General features: G+C 62.2%; 20 protein-coding genes and 1 tRNA gene. 6 read left to right on the forward strand and 15 right to left on the reverse strand.

The window, feature by feature from the left end:
• On the forward strand, positions 1-438 hold the full coding sequence (locus A7A77_RS09245) for a DUF302 domain-containing protein (RefSeq protein WP_245638441.1): 438 nt from the start codon (positions 1-3) through the stop codon (positions 436-438).
• A 79-nt stretch (positions 439-517) separates the two neighbouring features.
• On the opposite strand, the gene trxC is transcribed toward A7A77_RS09245, so the two are convergent.
• The 7 genes from trxC to A7A77_RS09280 all read right to left on the reverse strand — a co-directional run bounded on the left by trxC (position 518) and on the right by A7A77_RS09280 (position 7,192).
• Positions 518-964, reverse strand: a complete 447-nt coding sequence (gene trxC, locus A7A77_RS09250) for a thioredoxin TrxC (protein ID WP_066557096.1) — start codon at positions 962-964, stop codon at positions 518-520.
• 264 nt (positions 965-1,228) lie between these two features.
• Positions 1,229-1,304, reverse strand: a tRNA-Lys gene (locus A7A77_RS09255).
• Between the two features lie 100 nt (positions 1,305-1,404).
• The gene (gene rodA, locus A7A77_RS09260) at positions 1,405-2,526 is read right to left on the reverse strand and encodes a rod shape-determining protein RodA (protein WP_425388562.1); all 1,122 of its coding nucleotides are present in this window, start codon (positions 2,524-2,526) and stop codon (positions 1,405-1,407) included.
• Between the two features lie 2 nt (positions 2,527-2,528).
• Positions 2,529-4,652 carry a penicillin-binding protein 2 gene (gene mrdA / locus A7A77_RS09265; RefSeq protein WP_066556678.1) on the reverse strand — a complete coding sequence of 708 codons (2,124 nt, stop codon included), beginning with the start codon at positions 4,650-4,652 and terminating at the stop codon, positions 2,529-2,531.
• Entirely contained in the window at positions 4,652-5,209 is a 558-nt protein-coding gene (mreD, locus tag A7A77_RS09270) for a rod shape-determining protein MreD (RefSeq protein WP_066556679.1), read from the reverse strand. The genes mrdA and mreD overlap by 1 nt, the downstream gene beginning before the upstream one ends.
• Positions 5,210-5,219: 10 nt before the next feature.
• Positions 5,220-6,113, reverse strand: coding sequence for a rod shape-determining protein MreC (gene mreC, locus A7A77_RS09275; RefSeq protein WP_066556680.1), 894 nt, complete (start codon positions 6,111-6,113; stop codon positions 5,220-5,222).
• A 32-nt stretch (positions 6,114-6,145) separates the two neighbouring features.
• A complete protein-coding gene (locus tag A7A77_RS09280; RefSeq protein ID WP_066556681.1) occupies positions 6,146-7,192 on the reverse strand; it encodes a rod shape-determining protein in 1,047 nt (348 codons plus the stop codon).
• Positions 7,193-7,360: 168 nt separating this feature from the next.
• On the opposite strand from A7A77_RS09280, the gene mutL reads away from it, so the two are divergent.
• The gene (mutL, locus tag A7A77_RS09285; RefSeq protein ID WP_066557099.1) at positions 7,361-9,211 is read left to right on the forward strand and encodes a DNA mismatch repair endonuclease MutL; all 1,851 of its coding nucleotides are present in this window, start codon (positions 7,361-7,363) and stop codon (positions 9,209-9,211) included.
• 19 nt (positions 9,212-9,230) lie between these two features.
• Positions 9,231-9,740, forward strand: coding sequence for a hypothetical protein (locus A7A77_RS09290; protein ID WP_066556682.1), 510 nt, complete (start codon positions 9,231-9,233; stop codon positions 9,738-9,740).
• A 10-nt stretch (positions 9,741-9,750) separates the two neighbouring features.
• On the opposite strand, the gene A7A77_RS09295 is transcribed toward A7A77_RS09290, so the two are convergent.
• The 3 genes from A7A77_RS09295 to A7A77_RS09305 form a co-directional block, all read right to left on the reverse strand.
• Positions 9,751-10,209: a MaoC family dehydratase gene (locus A7A77_RS09295; RefSeq protein WP_066556687.1), complete on the reverse strand. Its 459-nt coding sequence runs from the start codon at positions 10,207-10,209 to the stop codon at positions 9,751-9,753.
• A gap of 46 nt (positions 10,210-10,255) precedes the next feature.
• A complete protein-coding gene (locus A7A77_RS09300) occupies positions 10,256-11,056 on the reverse strand; it encodes a DUF1206 domain-containing protein (protein WP_066556690.1) in 801 nt (266 codons plus the stop codon).
• Positions 11,057-11,118: 62 nt separating this feature from the next.
• Positions 11,119-11,871, reverse strand: a complete 753-nt coding sequence (locus A7A77_RS09305; RefSeq protein ID WP_066556692.1) for a MauE/DoxX family redox-associated membrane protein — start codon at positions 11,869-11,871, stop codon at positions 11,119-11,121.
• A gap of 24 nt (positions 11,872-11,895) precedes the next feature.
• Here A7A77_RS09305 and A7A77_RS09310 point away from each other — a divergent pair, with 24 nt between their 5' ends.
• Complete coding sequence (locus tag A7A77_RS09310) at positions 11,896-12,321, forward strand: MerR family transcriptional regulator (RefSeq protein ID WP_066556694.1); 426 nt, start codon at positions 11,896-11,898, stop codon at positions 12,319-12,321.
• Between the two features lie 21 nt (positions 12,322-12,342).
• Here A7A77_RS09310 and ychF read toward each other — a convergent pair whose 3' ends face one another.
• Positions 12,343-13,443 (reverse strand): redox-regulated ATPase YchF, encoded by a 1,101-nt coding sequence (gene ychF / locus A7A77_RS09315; RefSeq protein ID WP_066556697.1) that lies wholly within the window; start codon positions 13,441-13,443, stop codon positions 12,343-12,345.
• 238 nt (positions 13,444-13,681) lie between these two features.
• On the opposite strand from ychF, the gene A7A77_RS09320 reads away from it, so the two are divergent.
• Both A7A77_RS09320 and A7A77_RS09325 read left to right on the forward strand, forming a co-directional pair.
• A complete protein-coding gene (locus A7A77_RS09320; RefSeq protein WP_066556701.1) occupies positions 13,682-14,206 on the forward strand; it encodes a helix-turn-helix domain-containing protein in 525 nt (174 codons plus the stop codon).
• Between the two features lie 273 nt (positions 14,207-14,479).
• Positions 14,480-15,052: a hypothetical protein gene (locus A7A77_RS09325; RefSeq protein WP_066556702.1), complete on the forward strand. Its 573-nt coding sequence runs from the start codon at positions 14,480-14,482 to the stop codon at positions 15,050-15,052.
• A gap of 238 nt (positions 15,053-15,290) precedes the next feature.
• Here A7A77_RS09325 and pth read toward each other — a convergent pair whose 3' ends face one another.
• From pth to A7A77_RS09345, 4 genes are all read right to left on the reverse strand, one after another.
• Positions 15,291-15,860 (reverse strand): aminoacyl-tRNA hydrolase, encoded by a 570-nt coding sequence (gene pth, locus A7A77_RS09330; protein ID WP_066556705.1) that lies wholly within the window; start codon positions 15,858-15,860, stop codon positions 15,291-15,293.
• A 110-nt stretch (positions 15,861-15,970) separates the two neighbouring features.
• On the reverse strand, positions 15,971-16,612 hold the full coding sequence (locus A7A77_RS09335; protein ID WP_066556708.1) for a 50S ribosomal protein L25/general stress protein Ctc: 642 nt from the start codon (positions 16,610-16,612) through the stop codon (positions 15,971-15,973).
• Between the two features lie 123 nt (positions 16,613-16,735).
• Positions 16,736-17,611: a TraB/GumN family protein gene (locus tag A7A77_RS09340; RefSeq protein WP_066556718.1), complete on the reverse strand. Its 876-nt coding sequence runs from the start codon at positions 17,609-17,611 to the stop codon at positions 16,736-16,738.
• Positions 17,612-17,624: 13 nt separating this feature from the next.
• Complete coding sequence (locus A7A77_RS09345; RefSeq protein WP_066556722.1) at positions 17,625-18,530, reverse strand: TraB/GumN family protein; 906 nt, start codon at positions 18,528-18,530, stop codon at positions 17,625-17,627.
• Positions 18,531-18,605 lie beyond the last annotated feature (75 nt).

The following is an 18,605-nucleotide window of genomic DNA, read 5'->3' on the forward strand; positions in this document are numbered from 1 at the left end:
TTGGCCGAACTGCTGAATTTGAGAGGATCAAAGATGACGTACTATATGGCCGCCAAGCTTCAGGGTCCGTTCGATGATGCCATTGCGCGCACCGAAGCTGCCCTTAAAACCGAAGGGTTTGGTGTCATCAGCCGGATCGATATCCAGCAGACACTCAAGTCGAAGATCGACGTCGATTTCCGGCCTTACACAATTCTTGGGGCGTGCAATCCAGGCCTGGCCCATGAGGCGTTGCAGGTGGAAGACAAGGTCGGGCTGATGCTGCCCTGTAATGTCATTGTCCAACAGTACGGCTCCGGCGAGGTCGAAGTTGCCGCGATTGATCCGGTGGCCTCAATGCAGGCAATCGATAATCCAGAATTGACGAAGGCTGCGCAGGTAGTTCGTGACAAGCTCTCGCGGGTTATCGAACTTTTGCGTCAAGGCGCATCTGAATAATGTCTCGGTCCCATGCCAGAGACGGTGCCGCTGGCAGCGCCAGCTTCTCGCATACGGACGCCGCATTTAGCACCATATTCTATGCAGGAAGGGCCTGCCGCACCCAGGTGACAATGGCAGTAGCTGACATCGCGCCAGATTGGCGGGCAACCTCACGCCCCTTTGAAAATAGGATCAGGGTCGGGATCGAGCGGATTCCATAGCGGGCAGCAACGGCCTGATCGGCTTCCGTGTCCAGCATTCCTAGACGCACTCTGGGTTCGAGTTGGCCGGCGGCCGCAGTGAAGGCGGGAGCCATCTGCTGGCAAGGACCGCACCAGGTTGCCCAGAAATCAACGAGCAGCGGAATGTCGCTTTTGGTAGCGTGTGCACCAAAGTTGGCTGCGGTGAGAACCAAGGGCTGCTTTAGGAATAGCAGCGATCCGCATCGGCCGCACTTGCCTCCCGCGAGAAGCTTATCCTTCGGCACCCGATTTGCAGTCGAGCACGACGGGCAGATCACGATCATCGCACCCGAATTTGTCATTTGGTCACCTCGTACCGCAGGGATGGGATCGCGGAACTCAAATATAAGCCGCAGGCCTGACGACTTTGAGAATGCCGATTCGTGCCAGCCTTGGAAAGCGAGCTTGATCTGGGCCGGAAAACAACCAGCGTTACGGCTCTCTTGCACTTTCGCTCAGAAAATCTGTTTCCAGGAGCGCGCTACCTAGAGAGCTACCTAGCCACTCAAGAGGATGGAATTCCCAATCCCGGAGATAGTCTAACTATCTGTAAGTATTTGGAAAGTTGGTGGACGCACTAGGGCTCGAACCTAGGACCCGCTGATTAAGAGTCAGCTGCTCTACCAACTGAGCTATGCGTCCACATCGCCGCTTTTGAGCCGCGATACGGTGGTTGGCCGGTGGGCCTGTCCGCCGTGGAGCGCCCCCAATAGTGTCTGACGCGATTCGCGCAAGGGGGTTTTTAGCTGTCCTCGAAACTTCCGCGCATATCGCGCTTGCCCCACCGGTCGACCGCCATGATCAGGCCGACGCAGATCATGATCGTCATCATCGATGAGCCGCCGTGGCTCATGAAGGGCAGGGGAATGCCGACCACGGGTGCCAGCCCCATTACCATCATCAGGTTGACCGCGGCGTAGAAGAAGATCGTTGCCGTCAGCCCTGCCGCCATCAGGCGGGAAAAGCGGCCCGGCGCATCACGCGCCACGCGCAGTCCGTATCGCAGCAGCAGGCCGAACACGAACAGCACGAACAGTCCGCCCATCATCCCCCACTCCTCCGCCATTGTCGCAAACACGAAATCGGTGTGCGGTTCGGGCAGGTAGTTCAGGTGGCTTTGCGTGCCGTTGCCGAACCCCTTGCCGAACATGCCGCCAGACCCGATCGCGATCTTGGACTGCGTAATGTGGTATCCGGTGCCCAGCGGATCGCTTTCCGGATCGAGGAAGGTGAAAACCCGCTGCCGCTGATAGTCATGCAGCGCGACGAAAAACAGGATGGGAACCGCGATCGCGCCGGCAACGCCCGCGCCGATAAACCAGATGAGCGGCAGACCGGCGAGGAACATCACGACGACCGCGCCGAACACGATGGCAAGGCTGGTGCCAAGGTCGGGCTGCATGAGGACAAGGCCGGTCGGCAAGCCGATCAAAAACCCCGGCACCAGCAGAGAGCGGAATTCGCGCGTCGCGCCGGGGGGCAGCATGTCGTAAAACCGGGCGAGGATGATGACGATGCCCGGCTTCATCAGTTCCGACGGCTGCAACGTCATGAAGCCGAGATTGAGCCATCGCTGGCTGCCCCCGCCGACAAAGCCCAGAGCTTCCACCGCCATCAGCAGCAGCACCAGCATGACATAGATGGGCAGTGCCATCATCTTCACGAAGTCGCGGCTGAAGCGGGCGATCACCATCGCCATGATCAGGAAGACGAGATAGCGCACGACATGCAGCGCGGACCACGGCATCCAGTGCCCGCCAGCCGCCGAATAAAGCACCGCCGCGCCGAAACAGACCAGCGCGGTCAACGGCACGATCACGCCCCATGGCTGGCGGCCCAGCGTTGTGGGAAGGGTAGTCAGCATGTTCATCGGCGCGGCCCCGGACGGTTGAATGTGGGGCTGGGCGACGGCGTCGGGCTCGCCGTGGGTGTGGGCGAAGGGGCGGGATCGGCTGCCGGTGCGTCCCCTTCGGCCGGGCGTTGTTCTTCCGCGTTATTGACCGGTTGCGGCGCTGGCGCATTTTCCGACCGGGCGACCGCGTTCTCGATCTCTCCGCTTTCCGGTTTCGGCGCGCCGCCGCCATAGGCTGCTTCGTACGACCGGTACTTGCGGGCAAGCCGTTCCTGCGCCGTGCCGCCCCATTCCTCTTCATACCGGTGCAGCACCTCCAGCGCCTTCACCGGATCGAACAGGTACGTCATCACGTCACGCGCGACCGGATAGGCCGAAGAAGAGCCCGCGCCATGTTCGATGGCGACGGCGCAGGCGTATTTCGGATTGTCGTAGGGCGCGAAACAGATGAAGTGGCCGTGATCGCGATATTTCCACGGCACACCCTTGCCGCCCTTGCCATAGGCGAGCGAAACGACCTGAGCGGTGCCGGTCTTGCCGGACAGTTCGATGCCGTCGAGCGGAAGGCGCGCGCGCCCCGCTGTGCCCGCACCGTTCACCACTTCCCACATGGCATGGCGCACGATTTCCAGATGCTCGTCCGGCACATCCAGTTTCGGGGCAGGGCGGGCGCGCGCGGTCATCAGCAGGCGCGGCTGCAACCGCTTCCCGCTGGCAATGCGCGATGCCATAACGGCCTGCTGCAACGGGTTCACGAGGAAATAGCCCTGCCCGATGGTGGCGTTGACGGTATCGTAAGTCTGCCATTCCTGCCCGTACTTGCGCTCTTTCCAGGCAGGATCAGGCACGGTGCCGTAAGACTGGCTGGCGACGGGGAGCGGGTATTTGTAGCCGAGCCCCAGCTTGCGAGCCATGTCGGATATTACCTGCATGCCGACACGCTGGGCCATGGCGTAGAAATAGACGTCGCAAGACTGGTAGATGCCCTTGGCCATGTTCGTCGTGCCATGGCCCCGCCGGTTCCAGCAGCCGAAAACGCGGTTGCCGACGCGCAACCCGCCGCCACAGAACACGGTTTCATCGGGATCGATGCCCGCGTGCAACAGCGCGAGGCTGACGAAGGGCTTGACGGTAGAACCGGGAGGATAGAGGCCCGACAGTACCTTGTTGCGAAGGGGAACGTGGTCGTCCTCCGACAGCATCTTCCATTCGACGCGGCCAATCCCGTCGGAAAAGCTGTTGGGATCGAAACTGGGCATCGATGCCATGCACAGCAGGTCGCCCTGTTCCAGATCCATCACCACGACCGAGCCGGATTCAAGACCGATGCGGCGTGCGGCATAGTCCTGCAACTTGGCGTTGATCGTCAGCTTGACGGGATCGCCCTGCACGTCCTCGCGCGTTTCGAGGTCGCGCACGATCTTGCCGCTGGCGGTCACTTCGGCGCGCCGCGCGCCGGGCTGGCCGCGCAGGTCCTTCTCGAAGTATTTCTCGACCCCGTCCTTGCCGATCTTGAAGCCGGGAGTGATGAGAAGGGGGTTCTTTTCTTCCTCGTACTCCTCCGCCGAAACGGTGCCGACATAGCCGAGCAGGTGACCCACCGAAGGGCCGGTGGGATAGTTGCGGGTGAAGCCGCGCTGGGGCACGACGCCGGGAAGATCGGGCAGGCGCACGGAAAGCGCGGCGAACTGTTCCCAGCCAACGCCGGTGGCGACTTCCACAGGGCGGAAGCCGCGGGTGCCGTCCAGCTTGTCGCGAAGGTCGGTGATGGCTGCGGGCGTCAGTTCAAGGATCTCGCCAAGCGTTGCCAGCGTACGTTCCTTGTCGATCACGCGTTCGGGCACCAGATCGACGCGGAAATCGGCGCGGTTCGATGCCATCGGAATATTGTTGCGATCAAGGATCCAGCCGCGGCGGGGCGGGATCAGGGTCAGGTCCACGCGGTTGGATTCGGACGCGAGATTGTACTTCTCGTTTTCCGCGACTGCGAGATAGCCCATCCGCACCGCGAGCAGAACGCCGATGCCGCCCTGCACGGAGCCGAGGACGAAGCTGCGCCGGTCGAACCGGTTGCGCAGTTCGCCGCTGCTGACCCGCTGGACAAGGCGCGGGCCGCGTCGTTTCAACTTGAACAGCATCAGCCCAGCACCCGCACGCGGGCGAGTCTCAAGAGGTCGAGGATCGCGATCACGCGCGTCAGTAACGGAAATGCGATGAACGAAAGCAGAAGCTGCGGCACGATCACGGCGGGATGGAACGTGCCGCCCGCGAAAACCGCGAAGATATGGGCCAGGAACAGGTAGATCGCGATGACGACGCTGGCGACCAGCCAGTCTTGCCAGAACCCGCGCCAGCGCAGCCAGCCGTCCACCTGTTCAAGCCCGATCATTGTTATCGAGAACAGCAAGACGCCGCTGCCGAAGGGTTGGCCGGAGTAGAGATCGTCGATCAACCCGAGCGGGGCACCAGCCCAAAGCGGCAGCAGCCCGGGGCGCAGCAGACGCCATGCGACAAGGAACATGAACGCCAGTGGCGGCAGGACAGGCGCGGACGCTATAACCGGCGAGAGCGGCAGCAGCGAGGCCCATGCGATTGTAATCCACGGAACCGCCGTTGCCAGCAGGGGCGAGGGCGCACGGTTGATCCGGCGGGTAAACAGGTCCGATCCGGGAAGCCGGTCGCCTTTCAAGGGCATGGCAAACAGCTCATTCGGCGGCTTGCGCGGCGGGCGCGCGCAGTTCGGTGATCGGTTGCCATATCGGTTCGACCACGACGAATTCGCTGGCCGCGGGGTCGGAAACGATACGCGCCACAGCACCATCGCGCGTGACGTTGGCGACGGTGGCGACAGGCACGTTCGGGCGATAGAGTCCGCCGGAACCGGAAGTGACCAGAACATCGCCCTTGCGCAGCGGATTGATGCCCAGATCGATCAGGCGAATGATCAGTGTTCCGTCCGCCTGTCCCTGCGCGAAGCCCGAAATGTCGCCGTTCACGCGGCGCACCGGAACGACGCTTTCGCCATCGGTGATAAGCAGCACCCGCGCGGTACGGTTGCCCACTTCAAGCACGCGCCCGACAAGGCCGGTGGCCGAACGCACCGGTTGGCCAACCTGCACCCCGTCGCGCTTGCCGGCGCTGAGCAGCGCGAAACGCCGCGTGCTGCTGGCGGTGGAGCCGATCAGGCGCGCCGCCGTTACCGCCTTGCCATCGGTTTCCCGCACGCCCAGTAGCGCCTTCAGCCGCACGTTTTCCGACCGGATTGCCTCCGCCTCTGCCAGGCGGGAGCGGGCAATGGCCAGTTCTTCCTTCAGCCGCGCGTTCTTGCTCCCCGCCTCGATATAGCCGGAGATCACGTCGATCACCGACTTGCCGGTGGAGCGGGATGCCGCCGAAAGCTGACCGGCAGGGGCGGCGACGTCGGCTGCCGCGTTGCGGGCGAAGGTAAAACTGCTGGGGCTGACGAGCGAGATGACGAGCAGCACGAAACCCAGCGCGGCGCCCGAAATCGCCGCGACATAGCTCGTGAACAGTCCGAACTGGGCCTTTTTCGAAAAGCCGGACCGTGAAACGCCCGGCCGGTTTTGCGGCGGCGCCATGGCCTCGCCCCCTTCAGGTCAGATCGATTGCCTCATGCCGTCATCAGCACGCCGCGATAGACGGGTTCTTCCAGTGCGCGTCCGGTGCCCAGCGCCACGCAGGACAGCGGATCTTCGGCGACGGTGACCGGAAGGCCGGTTTCCTCGCGCAAGTACTCATCCAGCCCCTTGATCAGCGCGCCGCCGCCGGTCAGCACGATGCCCTGGTCGACGATGTCGGCAGCCAGTTCCGGCGCAGTGTTTTCCAGCGCGATGCGCACCGCTTCTACAATGGCGCCGATCGGCTCGGCCAGCGCTTCGGCGATGTTCGCCTGCGTGATGGTGATTTCCTTGGGCACGCCGTTCACAAGGTCGCGGCCGCGGATATGGATCGTCTCGCCTTCGCCGTCTTCGGGCACGGTGGCGACGGCATAGTCCTGCTTGATGCGCTCCGCCGTGGCTTCGCCGATCAGCAGGTTGTGGTGGCGGCGGACGTAGGAGACGATCGCCTCGTCCATCTTGTCACCGCCGACGCGCACGCTGGTGGTATAGGCAAGGCCGCGCAGCGACAGCACGGCAACTTCGGTCGTGCCGCCGCCGATGTCGACCACCATGGAACCGACAGGTTCGGTAACCGGCATGTCCGCGCCGATCGCGGCGGCCATCGGTTCAAGGATCAGGTAGACCTGCGAGGCACCCGCGTTGCTGGCCGCATCGCGGATCGCGCGGCGTTCGACAGAGGTGGAGCCGGAAGGCACGCAGATCACGATTTCGGGATAGCGCAGCAGGCTCTTCTTACCGTGCACCTTCTTGATGAAGTACTTGATCATCTCTTCCGCCACTTCGATGTCGGCGATGACACCGTCGCGCAAGGGGCGGATCGCCTCGATGGAATCGGGCGTCTTGCCCATCATCATCTTGGCATCGTCGCCCACGGCCTTCACCTTCTTGATGCCATTCAGCGTTTCGATCGCGACGACGGACGGTTCGTTCAGCACGATGCCGCGCCCTTCGACGTAGACGAGCGTGTTCGCGGTGCCGAGATCGATCGCCATGTTCTGCGAACCGAACTGGAAAAGGCGAGAGAAGAAAGAAGCCATTGGGTGTGCGGATCCCTCGTAGGTGGCGCTTGACGCGCGTCTGATTGCAAAGTTGCGGCCTGACTAGCGCAAAATAGTAGACGGATGGAAAATTTTTCGCGCGCGTTTGAGGGCTTTTCCACACCGTCTATCTCGAAAAAGTCGGGCTTCGTCGCTATCGCCGCCGATATGCCGCAAATTCGCCGCCTTCCCGATAATCTCGTCAACCGGATCGCGGCGGGCGAAGTCGTGGAACGGCCCGCTGCCGCGCTGAAGGAACTGGTCGAAAACGCAATCGATGCCGGCGCGACGCGGATCGATATCGCGCTGAAACTGGGCGGGCTCGACGGGATTGAGGTTACCGACGACGGCTGCGGGATGACTGCGGACGACATGGCGCTGGCGCTGGAGCGGCACGCGACATCGAAACTGCCGGATGAAGAGATCGAACTGGTCACCACCCTCGGCTTTCGTGGGGAAGCGCTGCCCTCGATCGCCAGCGTCGCGCGGCTGACCATCGAAAGCCGCCCGCGAGAGTGCGAGGAAGGCTGGCGCCGCGTGGTCGACCATGGCCGGCTGGTGGAGGAGGGACCCGCCGCCCTGCCACCCGGAACCCGCATCAAGGTCGAGCAGGTGTTCGCGAACGTGCCCGCGCGGCGCAAGTTTCTGCGCAGCCCGCGCAGCGAATATGCCGCGTGCCACGATGTCGTGCGCCGTCTTGCCATGGCACGGCCCGACGTGGGCTTTTCCCTGTCGAATGACGGGCGGCGCATCTTCCAGGTTCAGCCGGGGGAGGAACTGCCCACCCGCGTCAGCCGCCTGATCGCGCGGGAACTGGCCGACAATGCCGTTCTTGTCGACGTGATGCGCGGCCCGGCCGAAGCGCCGATCCGCATGACCGGCGTTGCGGGCCTGCCCACCTACAACCGCGGGGTGGCCGATCACCAGTACCTGTTCGTCAACGGCAGGCCGGTGAAGGACAGGCTGCTGATCGGCGCGGTGCGCGGCGCCTATTCCGACATGCTGGCGCGGGACAGGCACGCGGTGCTGGCGCTGTTTCTTGACGTTCCGCCCGGTGAAGTCGACGTCAATGTGCATCCGGCCAAGACCGAGGTGCGTTTCCGCGATCCGGCACTGGTGCGCGGGTTGATCGTATCCGGCCTGCGCGAAGCCTTGTCGAGCGGGGACAAGCGCAGCGCCCAATCGCCCGATCCCGCCGCGATGGGCGCGTGGCAGAGGGAAGGGGACTTGCCGTTCCAGTCCGACGCACCGCCTCGCCAGCCCGATGTTGCCCGCGATAACCGCAGCATTTTCGCCGGACTTGGCTGGGAGCGGCGCGAACGCCCGACGATCCCCCCTGTGTGGCGAGAGACGGAAGGCTCGATCCTTGCCGACAAGGGCCTTGCCCCCCACGCCCCTGCCGAAGAGGCCGTGGACGAGCCGGGCGATGCCGATACCTATCCGCTGGGCGCGGCACGCGGACAGATCGCGCAGACCTATATCGTGGCAGAGGCAGCCGACGGGCTGGTCATCGTGGACCAGCACGCCGCGCACGAACGGCTGACGCTGGAACGGTTGAAGGCGGCGGGGGCTGATGATGCCGTGGCACGTTCCCAAGCGCTCCTGCTGCCCGAAGTGGTGGAGATGGACGAAAGCGACTGCGACAGGATCGAGGATGCCGCCGAAAAGCTGGCGACGTTCGGGCTGGCGGTCGAACGCTTCGGGCCGGACGCGATGCTGGTGCGCGCCATGCCCGCCGCGCTGAAGGGTGCCGATGCGCAAAAGCTGCTGCGCGACATCGCTGACGACATTGCCCAGAACGGCGATGCGATCCTGCTGGGTGAGAGGCTGGACCACGTGCTGGCCACGATGGCCTGCCATGGGTCGGTAAGGGCAGGGCGGCGCCTCAACGTAACCGAAATGAACGCGCTGCTGCGCGAAATGGAACGCACACCGCGTTCAGGACAATGCAACCATGGCCGCCCGACATGGGTGAAGCTTTCGATGACGGACGTCGAAAAGCTGTTCGGCCGGAAATAGCGACAGGAGAATATCGAAGATGCGTTTGGCCTTCACCGGACTGGCGATGCTCACCCTGCTGGCAGGATGCGGCGGCGAGGCATCGAGCCCGGCCGAGGACGCCGCCGACGTGGCCGAGATCGAGGCGATCCACGATATGCCCGCGATCCAGCCGATCGATCCGGAACGCATCAGTTATACCGATATCGAGAAGAACAACCTGTTCGGCATGGGCTGCGGCTTTGCGCCCGATGGCAGTATGGCGATCATGTTCCTTGCGCAGGAAAACTACGGCTTCCTGAAGCTGGACGGCAAGATCCGCACTCTCGCGCCGGACAAGGGCAGCGCAGAGCTGCCGATGAAGGCTTATTCGGGGTACGACGGCAAGGAATACACCGTCACGCTGACAATGGGGAAAAGCGGGAATGAAGACGCGGACGGTGCCGGCGAAGGGATCGAGAGCAGCAAGTTCCCCGGTAAGATGGTCATCCGCGACATGAAGGACCGCATCGTCTACGACGCGACAGGGACCATCGGCTGCGGTAGCTGAACCAGCGTCGTCAGTCGGTACCACCCGGATCGCGGGTGCCTATCATCGCGTTCGATATCATCGACATGACGACTTTGCTTTCGGCGTCCAGCGTTTCAATAAACACGCGGACGAAGCCGATTTCAGGGCGGGAAGCACTGCGCCGTTTCGATAGCAGTGTCTGGCGAACGCTTAATACATCGCCGGGGTAGACCGGACGGGTCCAGCGCAGTTCATCCATCCCTGCGCCGCCCTTCCCGACAAAGCCTGTTTTCTTCCAGCTTTCGACCATCAGGCGCATGGTCAGCCCCGCGGTCATCCAGCCGCTGGCGGTCAGCTTTCCAAAGGGGCCTTTCGCCGCAGCCTCGTCATCGAGGTGAAAGTCCTGCGGATCGTAGCGGCTGGCGAATTCGATGATCTCCTCGCGAGTCACTTCGCAACTGCCGTGCAGGTCGACGGTGCCGACCTCGTAATCTTCGTAATAACGCATTTCGCCCGCCTATCACGAAGGCGGGCGAAAGCAATTGCAGATCGGATCAGGCGCGGAAGGCGGGCTTCATGCCAGACACGTCCATGTCCGGAATGATGCGGTACTGGGCCAGGATGAGGCTGAACAAACCGAACATCAACAGACCGATGGCCACCAGCGTGAACCATATGCCTTCACCGCTAAGCGAAGCGACCGCATCGCCCAGCGTCTTGATCTGGTCCGCGCCGCCCGACATCAGCCCGGCCTTGAACAGGGACCAGCCGATGATGGCGAAAACCACCGCGCGCGCAACATAGCCCGCGCCGCCCAGCCAGCGGGTGAACTGCGGCGCCTGTGCACTGATGCGGTGCATGAATTCTCCGGAGATACCCTTCTTCGCCTGCATGATGGCGGCCACGAAGAACGCGATGCCCAGCAATCCCAGCACTACTCCGCCAAGGGTCATGGAAAGCACGCCCGATGCCGCTTCCTGCGCACCGCCGCTTGACGGTTCAGCCTCGTACGTGGCGAACTTGTAGGCGGACCAAGCCAACGCGATATGCCCGATCGCGCTACCCGCATGGCCGATGCGCTTGGCGATGCCCTTCTTGTCCGAACCGTTATGTTCGATATCGAAAAAGGTGGAGGCGAAACGGAACAGGGCATAAGCGAGCAGCCCCACCACCATGATCCACAGAATGACGGTGCCTGCGGGGAAATCCTCGATCGCCTTGAATATGCCGTTCGTGCCTTCTGCAATCTTGCCTGCGCTGGTGAGGGCGATCAGGCCCAGCACCGAGTATAGAATGGCGCGGGACAGGTATCCGACCCGTACCGCCCAATTGAACTTTTCCGATTTGTCGACCATTTGTCAGCTGTCCCCTTTGTTGCAAAAGGGAACGGCCGAACATCGAAATGGTGCCCGCGTGGTCAATATGGCGAGACGAGCATCCAGATCGCCATCGCGATCATGAACAGGTTCTCCGTCAACGAAACGAAGCCCAGCGGCACGCGGCCCGTTCCGCCGACACAAGCGCACTTCAGCTCCCGCTTCTGGACATAGACGGCGTAATAGACGCTGGTCGCGCCGACCGTGCCGATGAACAACGCCAGCGGGATGGAAAGCCAGGACAACAGGTGTCCGGCCATCAGCACGCCCGCCGTTGCCTCCGCAAAGGGATATATCCGCGCATAAGGCACCCAGCGGCGGGCCAGCAGGTCATAGCCAAGGAACATCGTCGCGAACTTGTTCACGTCCTGCAGCTTCAGCATGGCAAGGATCGCCATGGAAAAAGCGACGAACCATTCGGCAGCGCGCACTGTCAGCGGAGAGCCGAAGACCATCCAGCTGACGGCAAGGGCAAGCCCCGCGGCAATCGCGAATACGGCGATGACCGGCTGGTAACTGACGGCGTCCGGGTCCTGAACCTTCAGGCCGAAGTGACGGCGCAAGTCGTCGTACCCGCCGATCCGCACGCCGCCGATGAACGTCTGCGGCGTTGTCTTGACGCCGTGTTCGGCCTTGAATGCCTCGGTCTGATCCTTGGTCGTTAGGTGATGATCCTGCACCGTAAAGCCACGGCTTTCGAGGAGGTGCTTCGCCTTCAGCCCGTAAGGACAGATGTGTTTGTCCATCACCATGCGGTAAAGGGCGGCGGTTTTGCGGGTGTCTTGTTTGCTCATGCAGCGAGTTCTACATTGCGTACCATGGTACGGAGTCAACAACAAAACACATCACCGCGCCGCCCTTTCCGTATCTCGGAACTGGCCGCAGCCGCCGACGTGGGTGTGGAGACGGTGCGTTTCTACCAACGCAAGGGGTTGCTGGAGGTGCCGACGGGGCCGGCAACGGGCGGCAGGCACTATGGCGATGGAGATGTGAAACGCCTGCGCTTCATCCGCCAGTCGCAGGCAGCCGGTTTCACCCTGCGCGAGATCAGGCACTTGCTGGAACTGGACCGGATGGACGACCGCGCGCAGGCCCGCGCGATGGCGAAGGAGCGTATCGAAGCGCTGGATGCGGAAATCGAACGGCTGGAACAGGCCCGCGCCTCTTTGCGCAAGCTCGCTACCGAATGTGCGAAGGGCGGGGCAGGGCCTTGCCCGATCCTGTCGGCGTTCGATCCGGCCTGAGCGACCGGATCTTGCGCTGCTTCAGACGTTGAACTTGAACATCATGACGTCGCCATCCCTGACGACGTATTCCTTGCCTTCCTGCCGCAGCTTGCCTGCCTCGCGCGCGCCGCTTTCGCCGCCCAGCGAGACGTAGTCTTCAAAGGCGATCGTTTCGGCACGGATGAAGCCGCGTTCGAAATCGGTGTGGATCTCACCGGCAGCCTGCGGGGCCTTTGCGCCATTGGGGAAAGTCCACGCGCGGGCTTCCTTCGGTCCGGCGGTGAAGAAGGTCTTGAGGCCGAGCAGGTCGTATCCGGCGCGGATCACGCGGGCGAGGCCCGATTCCTCAAGGCCCATCTCGGCAAGGAATTCCTTGCGGTCCTCCGGCTCCATCGCAACGATCTCGCTCTCGATCGCGGCGGAGACGACAACGGCCTGCGCGCCCTCTGCCTTGGCCTTTTCGAAAACCCTGGCCGAAAGTTCGTTGCCGTCTGCCGCATCTTCCTCTGCCACGTTGCAGACATAGAGCACGGGCTTTGCCGTTAACAATTGCGCCTGTGCGAAGACGCGGGCTTCTTCGTCGTCTTTCGGTTCGGTCAGCCGCGCGGGCTTGCCCTCTCGCAGCAGTTCCAGCGACTGGCCCAGTACGCTGGCGATGATCTTCGATTCCTTGTCGCCGCTCGTCGCACGCTTGGCAGCGGCGGGAACGCGCTTTTCAAGGCTTTCGAGATCGGCGAGCAGCAGCTCGGTTTCCACGACATCGGCATCGGCCAGCGGATCGACCTTGTTGGCGACATGCTGGATGTCGTCATCCTCGAAACAACGCAGCACGTGCACGATGGCGTCGACTTCGCGGATATTGCCGAGGAACTGGTTACCAAGGCCTTCGCCCTTCGACGCGCCCTTCACCAGGCCCGCAATGTCCACGAAGGCCAGCTGCGTCGGCACGATCTTGGCAGAGCCGGCGATCTTCGCGATTTCGTCAAGGCGCGGGTCGGGCACGCCGACCTGCCCCACGTTTGGTTCGATCGTGCAGAACGGATAGTTCGCCGCCTGCGCCGCCTGAGTCTCGGTCAGTGCGTTGAACAGTGTCGACTTGCCGACATTGGGAAGGCCGACGATCCCGCAACGAAAACCCATGAAATACTCCGTAAGAAATTTACCGCGCCCGATTAGGTGCCCTTGGCGGCAAATGCCAGCACGTTCTGAAAACGGCGTATCCGCGCGGTTTTTGAAGTTAAGGTGCGGTTTACGGCTGGATACGTGTATCTCTGACTAGGGTGTTCTGGTCAAAATATTAACCGGGAATATTAACGCATCGAATGAACGAAGGCCGCTATCAGCACCTTGTCAACACGGTCACAAAAGGGTCGCACCAGTGGTCATCAAGCACGATCATCCGCGTTACGAATTGGCGAAAAAGTTTCTCGAACTTCGCACGGCAAGGGCATGTTATTTCGATAACAATCTTTTCGGGGAACCTGCTTGGGACATGTTACTCGATCTCTACGTATCGCGGCACGATCAAAGGGCAGTTTCCGCGACCAGCTTGTGTATCGCATCGGGTGCGCCCCAGACGACCGCACTGCGGTACGTAAACCTCCTCACCGACGCAAAACTGATCGTTAGCAGAAAGAGCGATCATGATGGCCGCGTCCGAATAATCGAGCTGTCGGAAAAGGCTCTGGCGCTGCTGGAGGATTTCCTCTCCAGGGCGCTGAAGGGTTCGTCCGGCAACAATGCGGCTATCCCCATGCGAAGCGACGAACCGGCATCCCCGGATCGGATGGTGCATGTTTCCGATATGGCAAGCTTGTTCGAAACGTTCATACGGCAGAACCTCGGGCAATCCGGGGGCGGGATTTTGATTTCGTCGGATGAAACTGCAAGCATGCTGCAATAGCCAGCGACAAAACTGGCGATTGCGACGTGGATCGATGCCAGGACGAGCGTCGCGAACGCGCCGGATTCGGGGGCGAGCGGTATAGACCGGCATGGCGCGAGCCGTCGGTTGCAGCAATAAACCCTGATAGGATCGAAAATCTGCGGTACGAAATAATAATTACAAATGCTTCTTATTTATAGTTATTTATCATTGTACCGCGGTTGATGAAAACCCTATCAATATAAACGGGTCGTATGAGGGTCGCTACTTCAAACGACCGGGAGGGTTTTGATGAAGGTACTTATCGCCGGGATTGCGGCGTTTTGCATGGTTGCGCCGGCTGCTGCTCGGGAAGGGACGGCAGCCCAGCAAGCTGAAGCGGTGACCAGAGTTGTTGCCGAACCCGTTGGCGGAGACGTCGCGGAAACTGTACCGGAAAGCGAAGCGGTCGCGCCTGACGTCGTGCCGGCTCGCACACTCCCCAGTTCGACCTTGATCACGATCGCCTCGGACAGCGAAATTTCATCCAAGAAGATCGAACTCGGCGATGTCTTCACGTTTTCCGTAGTGGAGGACGTTTCCGAAAACGGCGAAGTCGTCATCCCGCGCGGGTCGAAGGCCGATGCGGAAGTTACGTTCAAGACGGGAAGGGCCATCGGCGGCAAGTCCGGCAAGTTCGAACTCACGTTCGCAAAATTGCACATCGGCGAGACGGAATATGCCCTTTCGGGAACCCACCGGCAGGAAGGCAAGGGCAACACGGCAGCGGCGGTACTGGCAAGCTGGCTGATCAGCGGACGCTCGGCCGTGATGCTCGAAGGGCAGACGGTGACCGCTCTGACTGCCGAGCCGATCCCGTATTGATTCCGGACCGGCCTGTCGCAAGCTGAGCGGCAGGCCGGTCCGCCCCAGGTGAGCACGTTATTTTCCTACACCTGGTTCGGGTGTCAGGATCGCTGCGGCTCTTTCAAAACGTATGGAATTGGGGAAGGCACACTGCGAAGTGTCAACTTATCCGCTGGCGCTGAAGCCACTGGTAATGCGCTATTAATTCGGGATTCCGGCGGGTGACAGGGTGTAACCTTTGTCACCCGACGCACCATCAATCCTGCAAGCGACGGGCAAGATCGCTCATGAAGCGGGCGTCGTCGCCCTTGGCCAGCCATTCCGCTTCCGCCGCGATGCCGCCCAGCATGGCGATCAGTTCGTCCTGCTCCCCCTTGGCATAGTTGCCCAGCACGTGGCCGGTCACGCGGTCCTTGCTGCCGGGATGGCCGATGCCGATCCGCACGCGGCGGAAATCGGGGCCGAGATGCTTGTCGATGGAGCGCAACCCGTTGTGGCCGGCAAGTCCGCCGCCCATGCGCACTTTCACCTTGAACGGGGCAAGATCGAGTTCGTCATGAAAGACGGTGAGCGCGTCCATGCCCAGCTTGAAGAAGCGCATCGCCTCTCCCACGCTGACGCCGCTTTCGTTCATGAACGTACCGGGTTTCAGCAACAGGACCTTCTGCCCGCCGATGCGCCCTTCCTGCAGCCAGCCGGAAAACTTCTTCTGCACCGGGCCGAAACCATGCACCTCGGCAATGGTGTCGAGCGCCATGAACCCGATGTTATGACGGTTGAGCGCGTATTTCGCGCCCGGATTTCCAAGGCCGACCCAAAGCTGCATGGCCGCTCCCTAGCCAAAGCGGGCCAGAAAGCAAACGGACACAAAGGAAAACGCCGGCCCCGCAAGGGACCGGCGTTTCCATAAATTCCGCTTGAAAGGGAGGGGGAGGATCAGTCCTCGCCGCCTTCCGCTTCTTCGCTTGCTTCTTCGCCTTCAGCCGCTGCAGCGCCTTCGGCCTTCTTCAGGGCCGAGGGAGCGACGAGGGTGGCGATGGTGAAGTCGCGATCGGTGATCGCGCTCTCGCTACCGGCCGGCAGGGAGACTTCGCTGATGTGGATCGAATCGCCGACATCCTTGCCGGTGACGTCGATCGCGATCTCGCCGGGGATCTTGTCCGCTTCGCAGACGAGTTCCAGTTCGTGACGGACGATGTTCAGCACGCCGCCCTTCTTGAGGCCGGGCGAGGCATCTTCGTTGGTGAAAACGACCGGAACGGCGACTTCAACCTTGGCGTTCTTCGAAAGACGCAGGAAATCGACGTGGGTCGGACGGTCGGTAACCGGGTGGAACGCGACGTCCTTGGGCAGGGTGCGGACGGCCTTGCCGCCAACTTCGACCATGATGATCGAGTTGGAGAAGTGGCCGGTACCCAGCAGCTTGACGAGAGCACGTTCTTCGACGTGGATCGGCTGGGGTTCTTCCTTGCCGCCATAGATGACTGCGGGGACGCGACCGTCGCGGCGCAGGGCACGGGAGGCTCCCTTGCCTGCCCGCTCACGCGCCTCGGCCGTCAGGGTAAGCTGATCGCTCATGGTTCTGACCTTCGAAACTGGTTGATACAATAACGCCTGTCCCAGCGCCTCCAGGGATGACCGACAGGGCAAGCGAAGGCGCCCCTAAGGGCAAATGCGCGGAAAAGCAAGCCCGCAACGGGCCTACTGGATGCGGGTCGCCTTGTACCCGCGCGCGGCCAGAAGCGCGATCAGCCCGTCATCGCCGCCCATATGTCCTGCGCCGACGGCAACGAACGGCTTCTTGCCGCTCTGCACCTGATTGAGGATCGGGCCGACCCAGCGCTGGTTTCGCCGGCCAAGGATCGCGGCGCGCAGACCGGTATTGGATTCAAACCCAAGCTCCATCAGCCCGCTCATCGCATCGGCATCGCCCGCGCTCCACGCCTTGGCCAGAGCATCGGGCTCCATCTCGTCGGCCTGCCTGACCATCGATTCGAGGAGGGCCTGTTGTTCGTTGCCGCTCAACTGGTCGAAGATGCGGAACTGCTCTTCCGCCGTTTCCAGTCCGATGATCGGCCGGCCTTGCCAGTCGGCGATGAGCGACTGGTCCACACTGTTGTCGGGGTCCATGCTCGACCGCGCCTGCAGCATTGTCGACAAGGTAAGCGCGGTTGCCCAGGTTTCGACGAAGTGGAAGTTTTCGGGGTCGGCGCCCGCCCGGTCCATCACTTCGTCCAGTTCGTCGCGGTACATCGGAGACACCCGCTCATCGATCGGCGGGAGCGATGCATCCAGCGCGAGTTCCTGAAAGATCCGCTGCGCATCCCCCTTGTCGAGATTCTTGATCTCCACCATCAGGACGCCTGCGTCCGCCAGCGCGGCATCCAGCGTTTCGCCATGCCAATCCGTCCCGCGGGGCAGGGCGTGGATCGTACCGAACAGATATCCTGCCGGCGCGGCATCCGCGCCCGCGCCTTCCTTGTCGATCCGCCATAGCGCAGGTTCCGCCGTGCTGCCGCAGGCCGCAAGAAGCAGCACGAACGGGGCGAGGAGGAGGGGCAGCAAGCGGGTCGGCATGGGTTTGTCGCGATCAATACTCGATACGGGTGGCGGTCAGGCCTTTCTCGGCCAAGCGTACCTGAACGGAGTCGTCACCGGCAAGATGCCCCGCGCCCACCGCGATGAATACGGTGCCGGGCTGGGTCATGCGTTCCCCGATCCATTCCGCCCACGCGGCGTTCCGCTTGGCGAGGAGGACATCGTAAAGGACCGGTGTTTCATCCATGCCTTCGTTCAGCAGTCGCGCCGCGGCAGCGGTGTCTCCGGTGGCCCAGGCCTGCTCCATCTCCGCGAAAGTCTGCGCCATGTCCGGCAGATCGTCCACGCCCGACATCAGAAAGGCGACCTGGTCTTCCTCGCTAAGGCCCGAAAAGAAGCCCATCTGCTGGGCGAACGTTTCCAGCCCGATCTGCGTCATCCCGCGCTCGGCGGCTGCGTTCTGGAGAATCTGTTCGGCCCCGCTGTCGGGCAGGTAGCCAAGCCTTGCCAGCGGTGCGGTAGCCAGTGTGACGCCAGCAAACCATGGCTTGAGCTGTTCAAGCGCCTGCGGAGGAATGCCAAGCCCCGTCGCTGCCGCCGAAAACCGTCCGTACTGTTCGGGCGTCAGTGTCTTCGAAAGCCCGCCGCCGGTCGCATACATCGCCTCGCGCCGCAGGACGGGTGCGATCTCCATCTCGTCCGGCTCCAGCATTTCGAGGACGAGTTCGTCGGATTCGGCAAATGCACCGGCAACCGCATCGTCGAACCAGACAAGGTCCGGCTTCAGGGCATGCATCGTGCCGAACAGGTAGATTTTGGTGTCATCGTCGGAAACGACCCACAAGGCGGGATCGGCATCACCGCGATCGAACCCGACTTCTTCGGCAAGCGCAGGCGATCCGAAGCCCAGCAGGGCCGCGGCGGGCGCGAACAACTTGAGTAATTTCTTGAAAGCCATGGTTTCCTCGTCAACTTGAGGGCATAGATATGCCGCAGAGGCGTGAACGGAAGGTGACTTCCGGAAAATCGACAG

Source organism: Croceicoccus bisphenolivorans, from assembly GCF_001634625.1.
Classification (GTDB): domain Bacteria; phylum Pseudomonadota; class Alphaproteobacteria; order Sphingomonadales; family Sphingomonadaceae; genus Croceicoccus; species Croceicoccus bisphenolivorans.